General features: G+C 65.8%; 17 protein-coding genes. 6 read left to right on the top strand and 11 right to left on the bottom strand.

Annotated elements, in window-relative coordinates; translation table 11 throughout:
- Positions 1 to 45 precede the first annotated feature (45 nt).
- Entirely contained in the window at positions 46 to 1,047 is a 1,002-nt protein-coding gene (locus tag DV709_RS11990; protein ID WP_117594665.1) for a hypothetical protein, read from the top strand.
- 71 nt (positions 1,048 to 1,118) lie between these two features.
- Positions 1,119 to 1,712 (top strand): S26 family signal peptidase, encoded by a 594-nt coding sequence (locus DV709_RS11985; RefSeq protein ID WP_117595303.1) that lies wholly within the window; start codon positions 1,119 to 1,121, stop codon positions 1,710 to 1,712.
- 77 nt (positions 1,713 to 1,789) lie between these two features.
- Here DV709_RS11985 and DV709_RS11980 read toward each other — a convergent pair whose 3' ends face one another.
- Positions 1,790 to 2,722, bottom strand: a complete 933-nt coding sequence (locus tag DV709_RS11980) for a cation diffusion facilitator family transporter (protein WP_117594664.1) — start codon at positions 2,720 to 2,722, stop codon at positions 1,790 to 1,792.
- Between the two features lie 108 nt (positions 2,723 to 2,830).
- Entirely contained in the window at positions 2,831 to 3,370 is a 540-nt protein-coding gene (locus DV709_RS11975; protein ID WP_117594663.1) for an HIT family protein, read from the bottom strand.
- 278 nt (positions 3,371 to 3,648) lie between these two features.
- Between DV709_RS11975 and DV709_RS11970 the strand changes: the two genes are divergently transcribed.
- Positions 3,649 to 3,846, top strand: a complete 198-nt coding sequence (locus DV709_RS11970) for a DUF7835 family putative zinc beta-ribbon protein (protein WP_117594662.1) — start codon at positions 3,649 to 3,651, stop codon at positions 3,844 to 3,846.
- A gap of 187 nt (positions 3,847 to 4,033) precedes the next feature.
- Here the strand turns inward: DV709_RS11970 and map are convergent, their stop codons facing one another.
- A complete protein-coding gene (map, locus tag DV709_RS11965) occupies positions 4,034 to 4,924 on the bottom strand; it encodes a type II methionyl aminopeptidase (protein ID WP_117594661.1) in 891 nt (296 codons plus the stop codon).
- Positions 4,925 to 5,164: 240 nt separating this feature from the next.
- Between map and DV709_RS11960 the strand changes: the two genes are divergently transcribed.
- Entirely contained in the window at positions 5,165 to 6,595 is a 1,431-nt protein-coding gene (locus tag DV709_RS11960) for a hypothetical protein (protein ID WP_157972730.1), read from the top strand.
- A 104-nt stretch (positions 6,596 to 6,699) separates the two neighbouring features.
- Here DV709_RS11960 and DV709_RS11955 read toward each other — a convergent pair whose 3' ends face one another.
- Together DV709_RS11955 and DV709_RS11950 are read right to left on the bottom strand one after the other, a co-directional pair.
- Complete coding sequence (locus tag DV709_RS11955; RefSeq protein ID WP_117594659.1) at positions 6,700 to 7,548, bottom strand: isoaspartyl peptidase/L-asparaginase; 849 nt, start codon at positions 7,546 to 7,548, stop codon at positions 6,700 to 6,702.
- 119 nt (positions 7,549 to 7,667) lie between these two features.
- Positions 7,668 to 8,471 carry a mechanosensitive ion channel family protein gene (locus DV709_RS11950; RefSeq protein ID WP_117594658.1) on the bottom strand — a complete coding sequence of 268 codons (804 nt, stop codon included), beginning with the start codon at positions 8,469 to 8,471 and terminating at the stop codon, positions 7,668 to 7,670.
- Between the two features lie 421 nt (positions 8,472 to 8,892).
- Here DV709_RS11950 and icd point away from each other — a divergent pair, with 421 nt between their 5' ends.
- Complete coding sequence (gene icd, locus DV709_RS11945; RefSeq protein WP_117594657.1) at positions 8,893 to 10,152, top strand: isocitrate dehydrogenase (NADP(+)); 1,260 nt, start codon at positions 8,893 to 8,895, stop codon at positions 10,150 to 10,152.
- 338 nt (positions 10,153 to 10,490) lie between these two features.
- Here the strand turns inward: icd and DV709_RS11940 are convergent, their stop codons facing one another.
- The 5 genes from DV709_RS11940 to DV709_RS11920 form a co-directional block, all read right to left on the bottom strand.
- Positions 10,491 to 10,751, bottom strand: coding sequence for a lipoyl domain-containing protein (locus tag DV709_RS11940; RefSeq protein ID WP_117594656.1), 261 nt, complete (start codon positions 10,749 to 10,751; stop codon positions 10,491 to 10,493).
- Positions 10,748 to 11,812 (bottom strand): alpha-ketoacid dehydrogenase subunit beta, encoded by a 1,065-nt coding sequence (locus DV709_RS11935; protein ID WP_117594655.1) that lies wholly within the window; start codon positions 11,810 to 11,812, stop codon positions 10,748 to 10,750. The genes DV709_RS11940 and DV709_RS11935 overlap by 4 nt, the downstream gene beginning before the upstream one ends.
- Positions 11,812 to 12,852 (bottom strand): thiamine pyrophosphate-dependent dehydrogenase E1 component subunit alpha, encoded by a 1,041-nt coding sequence (locus DV709_RS11930; RefSeq protein ID WP_117595302.1) that lies wholly within the window; start codon positions 12,850 to 12,852, stop codon positions 11,812 to 11,814. Before DV709_RS11930 ends, DV709_RS11935 begins: the two co-directional genes overlap by 1 nt.
- Positions 12,853 to 13,065: 213 nt before the next feature.
- The gene (locus DV709_RS11925) at positions 13,066 to 13,404 is read right to left on the bottom strand and encodes a cupin domain-containing protein (RefSeq protein ID WP_117594654.1); all 339 of its coding nucleotides are present in this window, start codon (positions 13,402 to 13,404) and stop codon (positions 13,066 to 13,068) included.
- Between the two features lie 30 nt (positions 13,405 to 13,434).
- Positions 13,435 to 14,235: a YihY/virulence factor BrkB family protein gene (locus tag DV709_RS11920; RefSeq protein WP_117594653.1), complete on the bottom strand. Its 801-nt coding sequence runs from the start codon at positions 14,233 to 14,235 to the stop codon at positions 13,435 to 13,437.
- A gap of 135 nt (positions 14,236 to 14,370) precedes the next feature.
- Between DV709_RS11920 and DV709_RS11915 the strand changes: the two genes are divergently transcribed.
- Complete coding sequence (locus DV709_RS11915) at positions 14,371 to 14,898, top strand: DUF5817 domain-containing protein (protein WP_117594652.1); 528 nt, start codon at positions 14,371 to 14,373, stop codon at positions 14,896 to 14,898.
- A gap of 14 nt (positions 14,899 to 14,912) precedes the next feature.
- On the opposite strand, the gene DV709_RS11910 is transcribed toward DV709_RS11915, so the two are convergent.
- Complete coding sequence (locus DV709_RS11910) at positions 14,913 to 15,092, bottom strand: hypothetical protein (RefSeq protein ID WP_117594651.1); 180 nt, start codon at positions 15,090 to 15,092, stop codon at positions 14,913 to 14,915.
- Between the last annotated feature and the right edge of the window lie 65 nt (positions 15,093 to 15,157).

Below are 15,157 nucleotides of genomic sequence, written 5' to 3'. Positions count from 1 at the left end.
TCGGGAGAAAGCATTTATCCACGTACGTGACTGTCTGGAGTGACGATGCCCTCCAGACGGACCTTTTTGCGTGCGACGGGACTTTCGGCGCTCGGCGTTGCCGCCGGGTGTACCGCTCCGGCGACCGACGGGAGCGACGGCGCGGACGGTCGTGAGAGCAAGACGCCGACCGAGACCCCGACGCCCGCGCCGAGCGAGACAGCGACCGAGATTCCAGAGAACGAGCCGTTCGTCCTGCCCGAGTCGTCGGTGCGGACCGTCGGTGACGTGCGAATCGCCGTCGCAAATCCCGCCGTCAGAAAGGCGGCGGCCTACGAGTCCATAATGGGTTCCGGCGGCGTGCTCGCTCCCGCCGACCGCCAGTTCGTCGTTGCCGAGGTCCAGCACCGCGACGAAGTGAACCCGAACGCCTCGACGGAACCGCCGTACGACGCCTTCGAACTCGTCGTCGACGGCGAGACGTATCCGACAGTCGAGATCGAGCAGCGAACGACGGGCGCGTACACCACCTCGTTCGCCGACCGGGGCCGGATTCGGTACGACGGGCCGCCGATGCTGAAACCGCGAACGGTCGGCTGGGTCGCTTTCGAGCCACCGTCGCCGCTCGACGCCGACGAAGCCGCTATTCGGTGCCGCCACACTGGCGACACCGCCGGATGGGCGCTGTCGGCGGGTACCGCCTCAGAGCTTGGCCGCCGTGCGCCGACGTTCGAGTTACGCTCGTTCGGCGCCGAACTCGTGAGCGAGGGAGCGAACGTCGAACTCTCGCTCGTCGCCGAGAACACGAGCGACGTCGACGGCGAGTTCCTCGCGGCGGTGTACTGGCCGACGGCCGGTATCGCCGACGACGACGAGTCGACCATCGTCCGCGAAAACGTCGACGCGGGCGGACGCGTCGAGTGGAGCCAACGGTTCAGCACCGAGTACTCCGGCGACGAGAACGGGGAGGTGACGGCGAGCGTCGACGGGATGGTCTCGGCGTCGGAGACGGTGGACCTCGACACCGAAACGACGACCGCGTCGAGCGCGGCGACGGACACCGCGTAACGGCGATTCGCGCAACAGGTCGACTCTGTATCCCGCAACGCTCTTACTCATCGACCTGTTCTCCCAACTGTATGAGCCGCCCCCTCCTCCGCGACGTCCTCCAACCCGTCGCCGTCGTCACGGCGGTGTTTCTCGTCCTCGTGTTAGTGAGCGGCGTGTGGCCCCCGATGGTCGCCATCGAGAGCGGGAGCATGGACCCCCATATGCAGAAAGGCGACATGGTCGTCGTCACCGCCACCGACCGGTTCTCGGGGGGAACCGCCGACGCCGCCGGCGTCGTGACGGCCGACGACGACGGCGACTACCGGCGCTTCGTCGGCGACGGCGACGTGATAATCTACGACGCGCCGAACCGCGAGACGCCGATAATCCACCGCGCGCGCTTCCGCGTCGACGACGGCGAGAACTGGTACGAGCGGGCGAACCGGTCGTACCTCCCCGCCGGTGTCGACAGCTGTGACGACCTTCGGAACTGTCCGGCCCCGCACGACGGCTACGTGACGATGGGCGACGCCAACGGCGTCTACGACCAGGCGAAAGGTATCGCACCCGTCGTCAGAGAGGAGTGGGTCCGCGCGAAGGCCGGCGTTCGGATTCCGTGTCTCGGCTGGCTTCGCCTCGTTGCGGAGGGCTCGGAACCGCTCCGAGAGGTCTCCTGCTGGTGAGCCGCGAAACTCAACCCACCGCAGTTTACTCTTAGCGACTCCGCGTACGCGAGGCTGTGTCGGGGACGGGAGGACGGTCAGCGTCGTCCGTCGACGCCCGTCTCTCCGGCCAGACGGTCGGTCTCGTCGTCTTCTTTCCACTCGCCGAGCTCCTTCGGGTCGACGTGGACGAACACGTCGTCGACCTCCGAGAGCTCCCGTATCGACACGACGATATCCGTCTCGATGTCGTGGGCCTCTCGGACGGTCATGTCGCCTTCGACTTCGATGTGGAGGCTCACGTCGATCTCGGGGCCGACGTAGTGAGCGACCACGTCGTGAGCGCCGCGGACGTCCGGATGCGAGAGCGCGCGGCGGATGATCTCGCTGCGGAGGTTCTCCGGCGGCGCACGCCCGACGAGGTAGTTCACGTTGTCGCGGACGATTTCGTAGCCCGTGTAGCCGATGCCGAGGGAGACGACCGCGGCGGCGGCGGGGTCGAGAATCGGTGCGCCGAGTCGGGTGCCGAGCACGCCGACGAGCGCCGCGCTGGCGGTGAGAATGTCGTTTCGGTTGTCGAGGGCGGCGGCGACGAGCGCCGGAGAGTTCTCTCTCTCGCCGACTCGACCGCAGTACCGGTACAGCGCGTACTTCACGACGGCGCTGGCGACGAGGACGCCGACGGCGGCAAGTCCGACCGTCTCGCCGTAGCTGCCGGTGAGTACCGACTCGACGGCTCGCCACAGCACCGCCGCGCCGGCCGCGAAGATGCCGACGGCGACGAACAGCGAGACGAACGGTTCGATCCGTTCGTGGCCGTGCGGGTGGTCGAAGTCCGGCGGTTGCGTCGTTATGTAGAGGCCGGCGAGGACGACGAAACTGTAGACGGCGTCCGAGAGGCTGTTGACCGCCTCGGACCCGACGGCGAGGCTCCCGGTGGTGTACCACGCCGCCCCCTTCGCCGCGGCGAGCGCGAGGTTCGCCACGAGGACGACCACCCCGACTCGCCTGACGACGGCCTGCCGGTCCATCGGTCGTCGTAGGACACCGCCGCTGAAAGGTGCTTTGGAGTGACGGTCTGTGCCGGTGATTCACTCGGCGTCGGGTGTGCCGCGAGGTGTCGAGAGTCCGAGCGACACTCAGTCGAACCGAACCCGAACCGCGGCGTCGTCGTCCCCGACGGTTGCACCCTCCTGCCGGGAAAAAGCGTCGTGGAGGCGGTCGTACGTGTCGTCGAGCGCTTCGACGAGCACCTTCGTGTCGCCGACGACGGGCATGAAGTTCGTGTCGCCGGACCACCGGGGGACGACGTGGGTGTGGACGTGGTCCTCGATGGAACCGCCGGCGGCGCCGCCGAGGTTGAGCCCGGCGTTGAACGCGTCGGGGCCGATGGCGGTCCGAAGCGCCTCGAACGTCCGTTGCTTGAGCCGGGCGTGGTCGAGCAGGTCCGCGTCGGAGAGGTCGGTGTACTCGCCGGTGTGGCGGTAGGGGATGACCATCGCGTGACCGGGGTTGTACGGGTAGTTGTTCAGGAGGACGAAACAGCGGTCGCTGCGGGCGACGATGCGGTTCTCTCTGTCCGCGTTCTCGTCGGGGAGCGTACAGAACGGACAGCCGTCGCCGCCGTCGCCGTCGCGCTCGACCCACTCGATGCGCCACGGCGCGAACAGTTGGTCCATAGCACAGTCACAGTCGCCAGTCGCTTAGGCGTACCTCACTGCGGCCGCCGCCGAGTGATAGCGCGGACGAACGTGGTCTCGGCGTCGACGTTCGAGAACCTCTCACACGCGTCGACGCACCGTCCAACACCGTCCTACCCCGTCTGACGGCGCTAAACGGTTTGAACGGTTACCCCGTTATGTCCGGTTAAAGTCGCCGCCGTCTTGCGATGAACGGTCGAAATGCTGCGGAACGGAGGTGTGTCTTTATTCGTAAATCGCCCATACTGTTGTCCGAAATGGCGACGAAATCCAGACCCGACGGGGTGACGGAGGCGTGTGACCGCTGCGGGAGGGAGACGACACACGACGTCCGTGTCGAAATTCGAACCGAGAGCAAGAAGCGCGAGAACGCGGAGTTCTCGCGCGAACCGTACCGAATCTCGGTCTGCGGCGTCTGCGGCTCGGAGAAGACACAGCGGATGAACAACGCGTGAGGACGGCGGAGCCTACTGAGCCATTCCCTTCACTTCGGTTCGGGATAGCGAACCAGACAGCGACCGCTGACGGGCGACTCGAACGGGCCGAGTCCAGAACCCCGGACCCCGACGGGCGGCGTCGGTAACGGCGTCGCGTTCTCGTCGGTCGACTGCACGAACGACGCTCGATTCCGCGGCTCTCGACTCAGTCCGTCGTGATCTCGCAGCCGTCCTCGGTGACGATGACCGTGTGTTCGGCCTGGCTGACGAGACAGCCGTCGTCCTCCTTCAGGACGGGGTAGCCGTGGAGGACGTGGTTCTGTTCGAGGCGGCGAATCGCCATGTCCGCGCGCGGCACGTCGAGCCAACGGGCCGCGAAGGGGAGCGTGCGGTAGTTCTCCTTCACGTGGTCGAGCACCTGTCGCGCCTGCCGGTTGCGGACCGAGCGCTCGTTTTCGAGGCTGTAAATCTCCTCTTTCGCGCCTTCGGTCACCTTGCCGCTGCCGTCGGTGGCGAACGGTTCGACGGCGACCACGTCGCCGACTCGGAGTTCGACGCCGCGTTCCGCGCCGCGGTTGGGGATGTTCGGTCCCGTATGGGCGTCCCACTGCTCGACGCCGTGGCCCGAGAGGTTCAAGATAGGCGTGTAGCCGTAGCCGCGGATGACGTCCTCGATCTCCGCGCCGACAGCGCCCGTCTCCGCACCGGGTTCGATGGCGTCGAGCGCGGCAGCGAGCGCCTCCTCGGACGCCTCGACGAGTTCGGGGTTCCCGGTGAGGTCGACGGTGACGGCGGCGTCGGCGATGTAGCCGTCGACGTGGACGCCGACGTCGAGACAGACCATGTCCTCGCCGAACTCCGTGTCGTCGTCGCGGGCGGGCGTCGCGTGCGACGCCTCCTCGTCGACGCTGATGTTGACCGGGAACGCACAGCCCGCGCCGTGTTCTGCGATGCGCGATTCGGCGTACTCGGCGACTTCGAGGTGCGTCACGCCGGGTTCGATCATCTCCGCGGACTCGTCCAACACGGTTCGGAGGATGTCGCCCGCCTCGCGGTACTTTTCGACCGTCTCGTCGTCGAGATGTCCGATGCTCATACCCGCAGGCTTTGACCGACCGACGCAAAGAGGTTGCGGGACGAGGGAGCGGCCGACCCCCGAGTCGGCGGTCGCCCTCGACGACGCGCGAACGGTCAAACAGGTCAGTTTCAAGTCAGTAATTAGAGCTTTTCGCAGAAAACCCCGTGACGGGGCACCGATTGGTTGTCGAGATAAGCACCGCTTGTTGGGTAAAAACAGCCGCTCTGGTTTATTATCGAATCTGTAGTGATTAAAGGCGTGAGTTCAACAACCATACGGACGGCCGTCGCGTTAGTGACCGCGCTTCTGCTCGTAACAGCAGGCGTTCAACCCGCGATGGGTGGTGCGGCGACGACGGCAGACGAGGAGGTAACGTTCACCGACGTATCGGTGAGTGAGCTACAAGTCGAGGGCGGGACCGTCGAGAACGTCACGGTCGAGCGGTTGGTTGTCCAAGAAGTGGAGATCGGTGACCAGGGTACCGTCGAACAGGGCGTCTTCGAGGACGTCTCGTTCGACAGTATCGAGGTCAGCGGCGTCTCCATGGAGGACATCGAAGTTCAGGACGACGACGTGAACGAGGCCCAGGCACGCGGCTACCTCGACTCGAACGAGCAGGTTAGCCAGGTCGTCGTCGGGACGCTCCGCGTCGACACGCTCTCTGTCGGCGAAGTGAACGTCGAGGAAGACCAGACGGGGCTGCTCTCCGGCGACTCCAACGAGAGCGACTCGATGGGTGACTCCAGCGAGAGCGACTCAATGGCGAACGAGAGCGAATCGAGTCAGGCCGGCGACTCCAACGGGACGACGGTCCTCGTGCGCGAGGTCAACGTCGACGAGATGGAAGTCGACTCGCTGACCATCCAGACGCTCCAGCAGTCGACGCCGATGCCGTCGGCGTTCGACGACACGGAGGGTGCGGAGAACTTCTCGCTCGGTGAGAACACCGACGAGGCGCTGCAGGCCATCGACCAAGCGGAGACGGCGATCGACGACAACCGAGAGCAGCTCACCGACGAGCAGTACGTCCAGCTGAAGTCGGGGCTCGCCAACGTTCGCGCGGCGGTCGAAGACGGTGAGGTGACCGAGGAGGAATCCCAGGAGCTCACCGAGTCGGCCGAGAGCATCCGCTCGACGGTCAACGAGTCCGACGTCTCGGACGAACAGATTCAGGGCGCAGTCGAGAGACTGCCCGAAGACGCCCGACAGGTCGGCTCCGGTACCGGTGACATGGTCGTCATCGACGCCGTCGACGTCGGCACCGTGGAAGTCGAGGAGATGACGACCGGTACCACGTCGGTCCGCGTCGCCTCCGACTGGAACAGTCTCGCCGTCACCGGGGTCGAAGGACCGTCCGAGATTTCGGCCGACGAGACGTACAACGTCACCGTGACGGTGCTGAACCCGACCGACGAGACGACCGCAGACACGGTCACCTACCGCGCCGGTCTCGGTGCACCGACCAGTGAACTGGTCGTGCTCGAACCCGGCGAGACCCAGCAGGTAGAACTCGAAGTTCGCGGCCCGAGTCAGACCGCACTCGAACGGACGAACTCGCCGCAGCACATCGCCACCACGTCGAAGACTACCTACACCGTCCCCGTGAGCGCCAACGACACCGCGCCCGGTAACTCCGGTGACGCTGGCAACGGGAACGGTAACGACAGCGGAAACAGCAGCGACAGCTAACTGACGCCCTTCCGTCTCTTCGAGACGGGATTCCTTTTTGACGCCGATTCGTCCGGACAGCGACGCGAACGCGCGCAGTGATGCTGCGACTCTCGCCGCGACGACTATCGCGTCGAGACGCTCGTCTGCATCCCGTCGGTGTTGAACGCGCTTCCGGCGCCGTCGTCGTCGAGGACGATGAGACCCGCCTCCGAGCCGGTGAGTTCGCCGAACTCCGCCATCGCGCGGTCGGCCGCTGCCTGCGCGTCCATCCCGTCTTCGAGGTGGCGCACCGCCCGCCGCGAGAGCGTCGCTTTGGCGATATCTTCGCCCGCGCCGGTCGCGCTCGCGCCGCCGGCGGGCGCACAGTAGAATCCGGACCCGAGCTGCGGCACGTCGCCGACCCGTCCGGCGAGCGCGAACCAGCGTCCGCCGGTCGACGTCGCGGCGGCGAACGTCTCGCCGTCGCCGGCGACGGCCCCCACGGTGTCGTGACCGCCGAACCGCTCGCGGAGCCACTGGAGGTGCTCGCTGGGGCTTCCGTCGGGCGCATCGCTGTCGGCCCAGCGCTCGCGGCTCTCCTCGGTGAACAGGTCGACGCCCGTCTCGACGCCGTAGTCGGCGGCGAGGTCGACGGCGTGGTCACCGACGACGAAGACGTGCGGCGTCTCCTCGGCGACGACGCGAGCGGCGGAGACGGCGTGTTCGACGCCCGGCATGCTCGCCACCGCGCCCGCCTCGCGGTCGCTCGTCATCACGCCTGCGTCGGTTCGAACGACGCCGTCGGACTGGACCGCGCCGCCGACGCCGGCGTTGAACCGCTCGTTCGATTCGAGAACCTTCACCGCTTCCTCGACGGCATCCAACGGCGTCGACTGCGTTGCGCCGGTTTCGGCCGCTCTGTCGAGCGTCGCCTGCCGAAGGTCGGGTTCGTCGGGAGTGCCACCCGCGCCGCCGTGTACGATGACGTGCATGCCGGCGGGTGCACGCTCTGTACCTAAAAACGCGAGTAAACCGGCCAGCGAGGCATGTGACGCGCTCGGCGGGCGAGAGCGTGAAAAAATTGCGCGGTCGAGGGGGAGCCGGTTCGTCTTCAGTCGTCGTCGGAGCTCACCGTACCGTCGCTGAAGCCCGGCGAGCCGCGACTGGCGCGTCCGGCCCAGTTGCCGATGTTGTCGGCGACCCAGCCGCGCGCGCCGAAGCCGAGCGCGAGGCCGACGCCGATGGCGATGGCCGCACCCAGTCCGTAGGCGACGGCCTGCGCGACGATGTACAGCACGCGGACGCTGAAGCCCATCGTGTCGAGGCCGATGACGAGCACGCTGAAGTAGAGGAACAGTCGAACGCCGTCGGCGAGGATGCCGCTGTAGCGCGTCTCGCTCGCCGTCGAACTCTGCTGGACGACGCGGGCGATGAAGTCAGCGACGATGAAGCCGAGGACGATGACGAGCAGGCCCGCGAGGAACGCCGGCAGGTACGAGACGGCCGTGTTGACCCACTGCGAGAGCAGGTTGATTGCCAGCGCGTTCGCCGCCGCGAGGACGGCGAGCAGGTAGATGTAGTACGCCGCGAGTTTTCCGAACGCTCCCGAGACGGCCTGTTCGGTCCCTCCGAGCGCACGGCCGACGGGGGTCCGCAACGCCATCTGATCGATTTTGGCTCTATCGACGACCTCGCGGACGACACGCGCGACGACGCGCCCGACGACCCATCCGATGAGGAGGATGACGAGCGCGCCGATCAACCGCGGGATGAACGCGACTATCGACGAGACGGTGTCCTGGAGGAACTCCGGGACCCCGAGTTGTAGGGCGACGAACAGCGGAACGAACGGGACGAACGCGGCGTTCGTCGAGTGTTCGGAGTCGGTACGTGAATTCGTATCTGGTGTGGACATGACCACGTAACGAGAGGGCCCCGAGCGACTTTAATTCGTTGCTTTGTTATAAGAAATAATAGCACAGTAGTAGCTATCCGAACCTCGATGTAGTCCCGTCGCCCGAGCCGAACCGCACGTTTCCGGCGAGTGAGCTACCGAAAGCGGTAGAATAGTTATTCGGCGCTTAGCTCACCGGACGAGTCCGGTCCGGGTTTCGGAGTGTCACCGACGCGGTAACGTTCACGAGAAACGTGAGACTTGACACGCCACTCGGACGGACACTCCGTTTCGAGCGTCACCGGATGCGGCGAGCGCTGTCGACGCCCGGCACGGGGCGACGAGTCGCGACCGAAGGTGCGGCGGTGAGACGGTCAAATATTGCCGCGGGAACTACAGAACGGCAGGCCTTTTACGCTGCCTCGGAAACTCACCGTTGTTCATGAGCTACGACAAAGTCGAGGTCCCCGAGGAGGGCCAGAAGATTACGGTCGCCGACGAGGAAACCGGCGAACTCGACGTTCCGGAGAACCCAATCATCCCCATCATCCACGGGGACGGAATCGGGACGGACGTCGGTCCCGCCGCGCAGAAGGTGCTCGCCGCCGCCGCCGAGGCGACGGGCCGCTCCATCTCGTGGATGCGCGTCTACGCCGGCGAGTCCGCCCGCGAGAAGTACGACGAGAACCTCCCCGACGACACCGTCGACGCCATCAAGGAGTTCAACGTCGCCATCAAGGGCCCGCTGACGACGCCCGTCGGGTCGGGCTTCCGCTCGCTCAACGTCGCACTGCGCAAGAAACTCGACCTCTACGCGAACGTCCGCCCGACCTACCACCTCGACGGCGTTCCGTCGCCGGTCAAACACCCCGAGAAGATGGATATGGTCACGTTCCGGGAGAACACCGAGGACGTGTACGCCGGTATCGAGTGGGAAGCCGGCACCGACGACGTCCAGAAAGTCAAGGAGTTCATCGAAGACGAGATGGGCTACGACTCGACCATCCACGACGGTCCGGTCGGCATCGGCGTCAAGCCCATCACGGAGTTCGGCTCCAAGCGTCTCGTCCGCGAGGCCATCGACTACGCCATCGAGAACGACCGCCCGTCGGTGACGCTCGTCCACAAGGGTAACATCATGAAGTTTACCGAGGCGGCGTTCCGCGACTGGGGCTACGAGGTCGCAGAGGAGGAGTACGACCAGACCATCACCGAGGACGAACTCTGGGAGGAGTACGACGGTGAGCGTCCCGAGGACAAGGTCGTCGTCAAGGACCGCATCGCCGACAACATGCTCCAGCAGCTCCTCACGCGGACGGACCAGTACGACGTCATCGCCACGATGAACCTGAACGGCGACTACATGTCCGACGCCGCCGGCGCGCAGATCGGCGGCCTCGGCATCGCGCCGGGCGCGAACTTCGGCACCGCCCGCTGCCTCGCCGAACCGGTCCACGGCAGCGCGCCGAAGTACGCCGGTCAGGACAAGGTCAACCCGACGGCGATGATTCTCTCCGGCCGCCTGATGCTCGAGTACATGGGCTGGAAGGACGCCGGCCAACTCGTCCGCGACGCCGTCGAGGAGACCATCTCCTCGGGCGACGTGACGTACGACCTCCACCGCCAGATCGAGGGCGGTAACAAACTCGCCACGAGCGAGTTCGCCGACGCCGTCGTCGAGAATATAGAGAAACTCTCGTAGAGAGTTTCTCTGACCTTCGCGGCGGAGCCGCGAAGACATCGAAAAGCTATCGTAGATAGCTTTTCAAGCGCTCAAAAATCGTAGATTTTCGAGAATATAGAGAAGTTGTCTACGACAACTTCTCTGGCTCGCGCGGTGAAACCGCGCGAACATAGAGAAACTCTCGTAGAGAGTTTCGCTGACCTTCGCGGCGGAGCCGCGAAGACATCGAAAAGTTGTCGTAGACGACACTTCGACTACCAGTAAACCGCTGATTTTTGGTGAAACGAACTCGGATTCACACACGAAACAACTTCGAAGAGAGCACCGTGGGTCGGCGAAACCGACCCCACGAGGCTTCAGTTCGGTCGAATCCGACCGAGCACGTCTCCGCGGCGGAACTCGCCGTTCTCGGGAACCGACTGCTCGGCGAGTTCGCCCGACGCGGGCGCGGGCACGTCGATGCTCACCTTCTCTATCTGAATCTCGCAGACGGTGTCGCCCTCGGAGACTCGTCCGCCCTCTCTGACGAACCAGTTGGCGACGACCGCCTCGTCGATATCGTCGGAGTCGTCGGGCCACACGTCCTCGGAGTCGATGGCGACGGCGTCTCCGCTCATTCTTGCGTGCGTCGAACCGCCGCGGCGATGTCGCCGGCGTCGGGGTTGACCTCCTGTTCCAGCGGTCGCGCGTACGGGACGGGGACGTCGGGCATCGCGACCCGTTCGACGGCGTCGAGCTCCGACAGCGCCTCGTCGGCGACGCGGGCGACGACCTCGCCGGTGAGGCCGAACGACCGGTAGTCCTCGTCGACGACGACGAGTCGCCCCGTCTTCCGGACCGACTCCAGCACCGTCTCGGTGTCGAACGGGACGAGCGTTCGCAGGTCGATTACTTCGGCCTCGATGCCGTCGTCGGCCAGCGTCTCCGCCGCGTCGAGCGCCCGGTGGACGTGCAGCCCGAGCGTGACGACCGTCGCATCGTCGCCCTCGCGTTTGATGTCGGCCTCGCCGAAGGGTATCTCGTACGCCTCCTCGGGGACCGCGGTCTTCGGTCCCGGCGGCGACGGCATCCACCCGAGTCCCATCAGCCGTTTGTGGAACAGGTAGACGACCGGGTCGTCGTCGCGGATGGCACTGTGCATCAACCCCTTCGCGTCGTACGCCGTGCTCGGCACGACGACCTTCATCCCCGGCAGGTGCGCGAACGTGCCGTACAGCGTCTGGGAGTGCTGGGCGGCGTCGTTGTACGTGCCGCCGACGGCGGACATGAGCACCATCGGCACGTCGACCGCGCCGCCGCTCATGTACGTGTTCTTCGCCATCTGGTTGTAGATCTGGTCCATCGCGACGCCGAAGAAGTCGACGAACATCAGTTCCGCAATCGGGCGCATCCCGGCCTGCGCGGCGCCGACGGCCGCGCCGAGGAACGCCGTCTCGCTGATGGGTACGTCCATCACCCGCTCGCGGCCGAACTCGTCGAGTAACCCCTCCGTGCTGTCGAAGATGCCGCCGTAGTCGGCGACGTCCTCGCCCATCACGAACACCTCGTTGTCCTCGCGCATCTCCGTCGCGACGGCCTCGACCATCGCCCGGCTCATCGTCAGTTCGCGGTCGCCGGCGTCGGTCGCGTCCGCCGTTCCCGCCTGCTGTGCGCCGCTCTCTCGCTCTTCGGTCGCCATCAGCGCTCACCTCCCGTCTCGTCCGCGGTAGGCTCATCCGCCGCCGCTCCCCCGTCGGTCGCGGCGGTGGGTCCCGAAGCCGGCGGGTTCGAGAACACGTCCTCGTACGCCTCCTCGGGGTCCGGTTCGGGCTGTTCCTTCGCGAACTCGATGGCGTCGTCGACGCGTCGTTCGGCCTCCGTTCGCAGGTCGTCGAGCGTCTCGTCGTCGACGCCCTCGGCGCGGAGGTCGTCGGCCAGTCTGTCGATGGGGTCGAGTCGCTTCAGGCGGTCGACCTCGTCTTTCGGTCGGTAGCCCTCCGCGTCGCCCATGAAGTGCCCCATGTGGCGGTGGACCTGTACTTCGAGGAGCGTCGGCCCGTTACCGGCGCGGGCGCGTCCGACCGCGTCCGCGGCGGCCTCGTAGACGGCGACGGCGTCGTTGTAGTCGACGCGGACGCCGGGCATGTCGAAGCCGTCGGCGCGCTGTGCGCCGTTCTCCACGTCGGTGACGCGTCCTTTCGGCATGCTGATGGCCCAGTCGTTGTCCTCGACGACGAACACCACGGGCAGTTCCTGAACCGCCGCGAGGTTGAGCGATTCGAGGAAGCCGCCCTGGTCTATCGCGCCCTCGCCGAGGAACGCGACGGCGACGCTGTCGGTGCCGCGTTTCTTCGCCGCCAACGCCGCGCCGACCGCGGGCGGACAGCCCTCGGCGATGATGCCGCTGCACGCGAAGTTCACGTCCGGGTCGAACAGGTGCATGTGTCCGCCCTTCCCCTTGCAGAGACCGGTCCGTCGACCGAATATCTCGGCGGTCATCCGGTCGAGGTCGACGCCTTTGGCGATCGCGACGTGGTGCGGTCGGTGCGGAGCCGTGACGGTGTCGTCGTCGCGGAGGTGCGCGCAGACGCCGGCCGCCGACGCCTCGTGGCCCGCCGCGAGGTGGAGTTCGCCCGGAATCGGTCCCGCCGAGATGTCGAACGCCGGCTGTTTGCCCTCCAGATACTCCTCCTGCAGGCGCTCCTCGTAGTACCGCGCGGTCACCATCTCGGAGTACAGCTCCGTCAAAGTGTTTCTCGACAACATGTTTCTCCGTTCAGTGATAACACGAACCACGGTATCAACGTTATCTCACCGCGTCGAACTGTCAGGCGAGCGTGTACGACGGCGCGAAAAAGCGTGGCGCGAGTCGGGCGCGCCCGGCCGGTCGGGCACCGACTGACTGCGGTGACACGTCGACCGACTGCGGTGAAACGGGCCGGTCGAGACTCCTCACTCCTGCCAGTCGGGGTTCGTTCGAGGCGGACTGAAGATGTCGACGCCGCGGACGGGTTCGTCACCGCGGTTCTCGGCGCCGTGCGGTTCGCCGCCGGGGATGACGTAGGAGTCGCCCTCGGTGACGCGGATCTCCTCCCCGTCGACGACGAACGTCAGCGTCCCCTGCGTGATGTAGCCCGTCTGCTCGTGGGGGTGGTCGTGTTCGGGGACCGACGCTCCGGCGGCGATGTGGAAGTGCTGGACGCTCATCTCCTCACCCGCGGCGAGTTGCGCGAGGTGAACGTCGGGTACGGCTTCGGTCGTCTCTACGTCGGACAGCGACAGTCGTTCCATAGACTGTGACTGCGCGCCGACCGAATAAAGCTAGCGCGGCGCACGGAGTTCCGCGTACGGCGTCGGCCGTTCGATGACGACGTTGACCACCGCGCCGAGGAGAACGAGGACGCCGCCGAGATAGAGCCACGTCACGAACAACAGCACCGCGCCGAGGATACCGTAGGCCTGGTACTGCGAGGCGTTCTGCGCGTAGTACAGAAACGCCAGTTGGAGGAGAATCCACCCGCCGGCGGCGACGACGGTGCCGGGGATGACGTGTCTGAACGTGACCGGAACCGGCGGAAGGATGTAGTAGATGGGAAGAAGGACGAGGACGAGCAACACGAACAGCGACAGCGTCGTCACGAACGTCGGGTAGGGAATCGAGAGGTCGACGAACGTGACGACGACGCCCGCACCGACCATGAGGGCGATGGCGACGAGGACGACACCGAGAACGAGCAACCCGTCGAGCAACCGTCCGAAGAAGCCGATGGAGTGAAAACTGCCGTACACCTCCCCGAACGCCTTCGAGAGTCCGCGAAACATCTTCAGCGCGCCCCAGAGCAAAAATCCGAGACTGGCGAGACTCGCCCCTCTGCGGCCCGCGGAACTGGTCAACGCCTGTTCGAGCACCTGTCGCCCGCTCTCGGAGACGTACGCGCTCACCCGGTCGAGCAACTGCATCACGACCTGTCCCTCGCCGACGGACGTCGCGAGTACGAACACGAGAATCGCAAGCGGGATGAGCGACTGTAGCGCGTAGTAAGCGAATCCGGCAGCGAGAAACGCGATATCTCGGTCCCGCGCGACGCGGACGACGGTTCGCAGCGTACTGGTCAGTCCCACGTAGAGTCACTGCTCACGGACACACTGCAACGGTTAGGAGTAAATCGTTTCTCCACGCCGTCTGTGACTGTCTTCGCAGCCGATAACTCTCGGGTGAACAGTAGATTCAAACCCGTCGCCCGACCACAGCGAGATATGTACGCCGTCGTCGGCTGCAACGGCTGTTCGAACATCTGGATTCTCGAAAACCCGCGCGAGCAGGCATCGGCGCAGTGTTCTCGCTGCGGCAAGCGCCACCAGACGAAGAAACTGCGGAAGATGTACACCGCCGAGGACCACGACGCCGCCCGGCAGGTTCGCTCGGCGATACTCGCGGAGAAACAGGGCGCGTCGGAGGCGTTCTCGACTCTCGACTCGGTGTCGGAGATGGAGACGCAACTCGACGACGCCCACATCTCCGACCGCGAGTATCTCGAACGGTCGGGCCTCAATGCCGACGAAGTCGCCGCCGCGGGCGACGAGTCGTCGCCGTCCGCCTCGTCGAAATCGCGGCGCGAACTCGTCGAAGACGCGGTAGCAGAGCAGAATCGACCCACCGAGGAGGAGGTCGTCAGTTACGCCGCAGACCGTGGTGTGCCCGGAGAAAAAGCACGAGACATCTTGGAGAAACTCGCCCGTCGCGGCGAGGTGTCGGAGAGCGGCGGGCGGTATCGGTCGCTCTGAGCCCTCCGAGAGATTCAGAGTTCGGTGCCCAGCGCGAGCACCCCGCCGACGACGAAGAAGATGATTCCGGCACCGACGCCGAAGTCGCCGAACGCGAGCGCACAGAACAGGCCGACGGCCGCGAAGTAGAGTCCCAAGAGTACGGTGCGAATGTCGTCGAGCGCGCTGAGAACGGCAACTCGTTGCGAATCCATAGCTCGATTGTGAGCGTTCGCGGCTTAATTCCACCTCAGCTCACGTTTCAAATCTTCGGAGGTGG

The sequence above is a fragment of the Haloprofundus halophilus genome (assembly GCF_003439925.1).
In the GTDB taxonomy this organism is placed as follows: domain Archaea; phylum Halobacteriota; class Halobacteria; order Halobacteriales; family Haloferacaceae; genus Haloprofundus; species Haloprofundus halophilus.
Note: the sequence above shows the minus strand (reverse complement) of the source record. Positions and strands in the feature narration are given on the sequence as shown.

Coding starts and splice junctions, on each gene's coding strand:
- DV709_RS11990 (WP_117594665.1), top strand. CDS start 46: ATGCCCTCCAGACGGACCTTTTTGCGTGCGACGGGACTTTCGGCGCTC.
- DV709_RS11985 (WP_117595303.1), top strand. CDS start 1,119: ATGAGCCGCCCCCTCCTCCGCGACGTCCTCCAACCCGTCGCCGTCGTC.
- DV709_RS11980 (WP_117594664.1), bottom strand. CDS start 2,722: ATGGACCGGCAGGCCGTCGTCAGGCGAGTCGGGGTGGTCGTCCTCGTG.
- DV709_RS11975 (WP_117594663.1), bottom strand. CDS start 3,370: ATGGACCAACTGTTCGCGCCGTGGCGCATCGAGTGGGTCGAGCGCGAC.
- DV709_RS11970 (WP_117594662.1), top strand. CDS start 3,649: ATGGCGACGAAATCCAGACCCGACGGGGTGACGGAGGCGTGTGACCGC.
- map (WP_117594661.1), bottom strand. CDS start 4,924: ATGAGCATCGGACATCTCGACGACGAGACGGTCGAAAAGTACCGCGAG.
- DV709_RS11955 (WP_117594659.1), bottom strand. CDS start 7,548: ATGCACGTCATCGTACACGGCGGCGCGGGTGGCACTCCCGACGAACCC.
- DV709_RS11950 (WP_117594658.1), bottom strand. CDS start 8,471: ATGTCCACACCAGATACGAATTCACGTACCGACTCCGAACACTCGACG.
- icd (WP_117594657.1), top strand. CDS start 8,893: ATGAGCTACGACAAAGTCGAGGTCCCCGAGGAGGGCCAGAAGATTACG.
- DV709_RS11940 (WP_117594656.1), bottom strand. CDS start 10,751: ATGAGCGGAGACGCCGTCGCCATCGACTCCGAGGACGTGTGGCCCGAC.
- DV709_RS11935 (WP_117594655.1), bottom strand. CDS start 11,812: ATGGCGACCGAAGAGCGAGAGAGCGGCGCACAGCAGGCGGGAACGGCG.
- DV709_RS11925 (WP_117594654.1), bottom strand. CDS start 13,404: ATGGAACGACTGTCGCTGTCCGACGTAGAGACGACCGAAGCCGTACCC.
- DV709_RS11915 (WP_117594652.1), top strand. CDS start 14,371: ATGTACGCCGTCGTCGGCTGCAACGGCTGTTCGAACATCTGGATTCTC.
- DV709_RS11910 (WP_117594651.1), bottom strand. CDS start 15,092: ATGGATTCGCAACGAGTTGCCGTTCTCAGCGCGCTCGACGACATTCGC.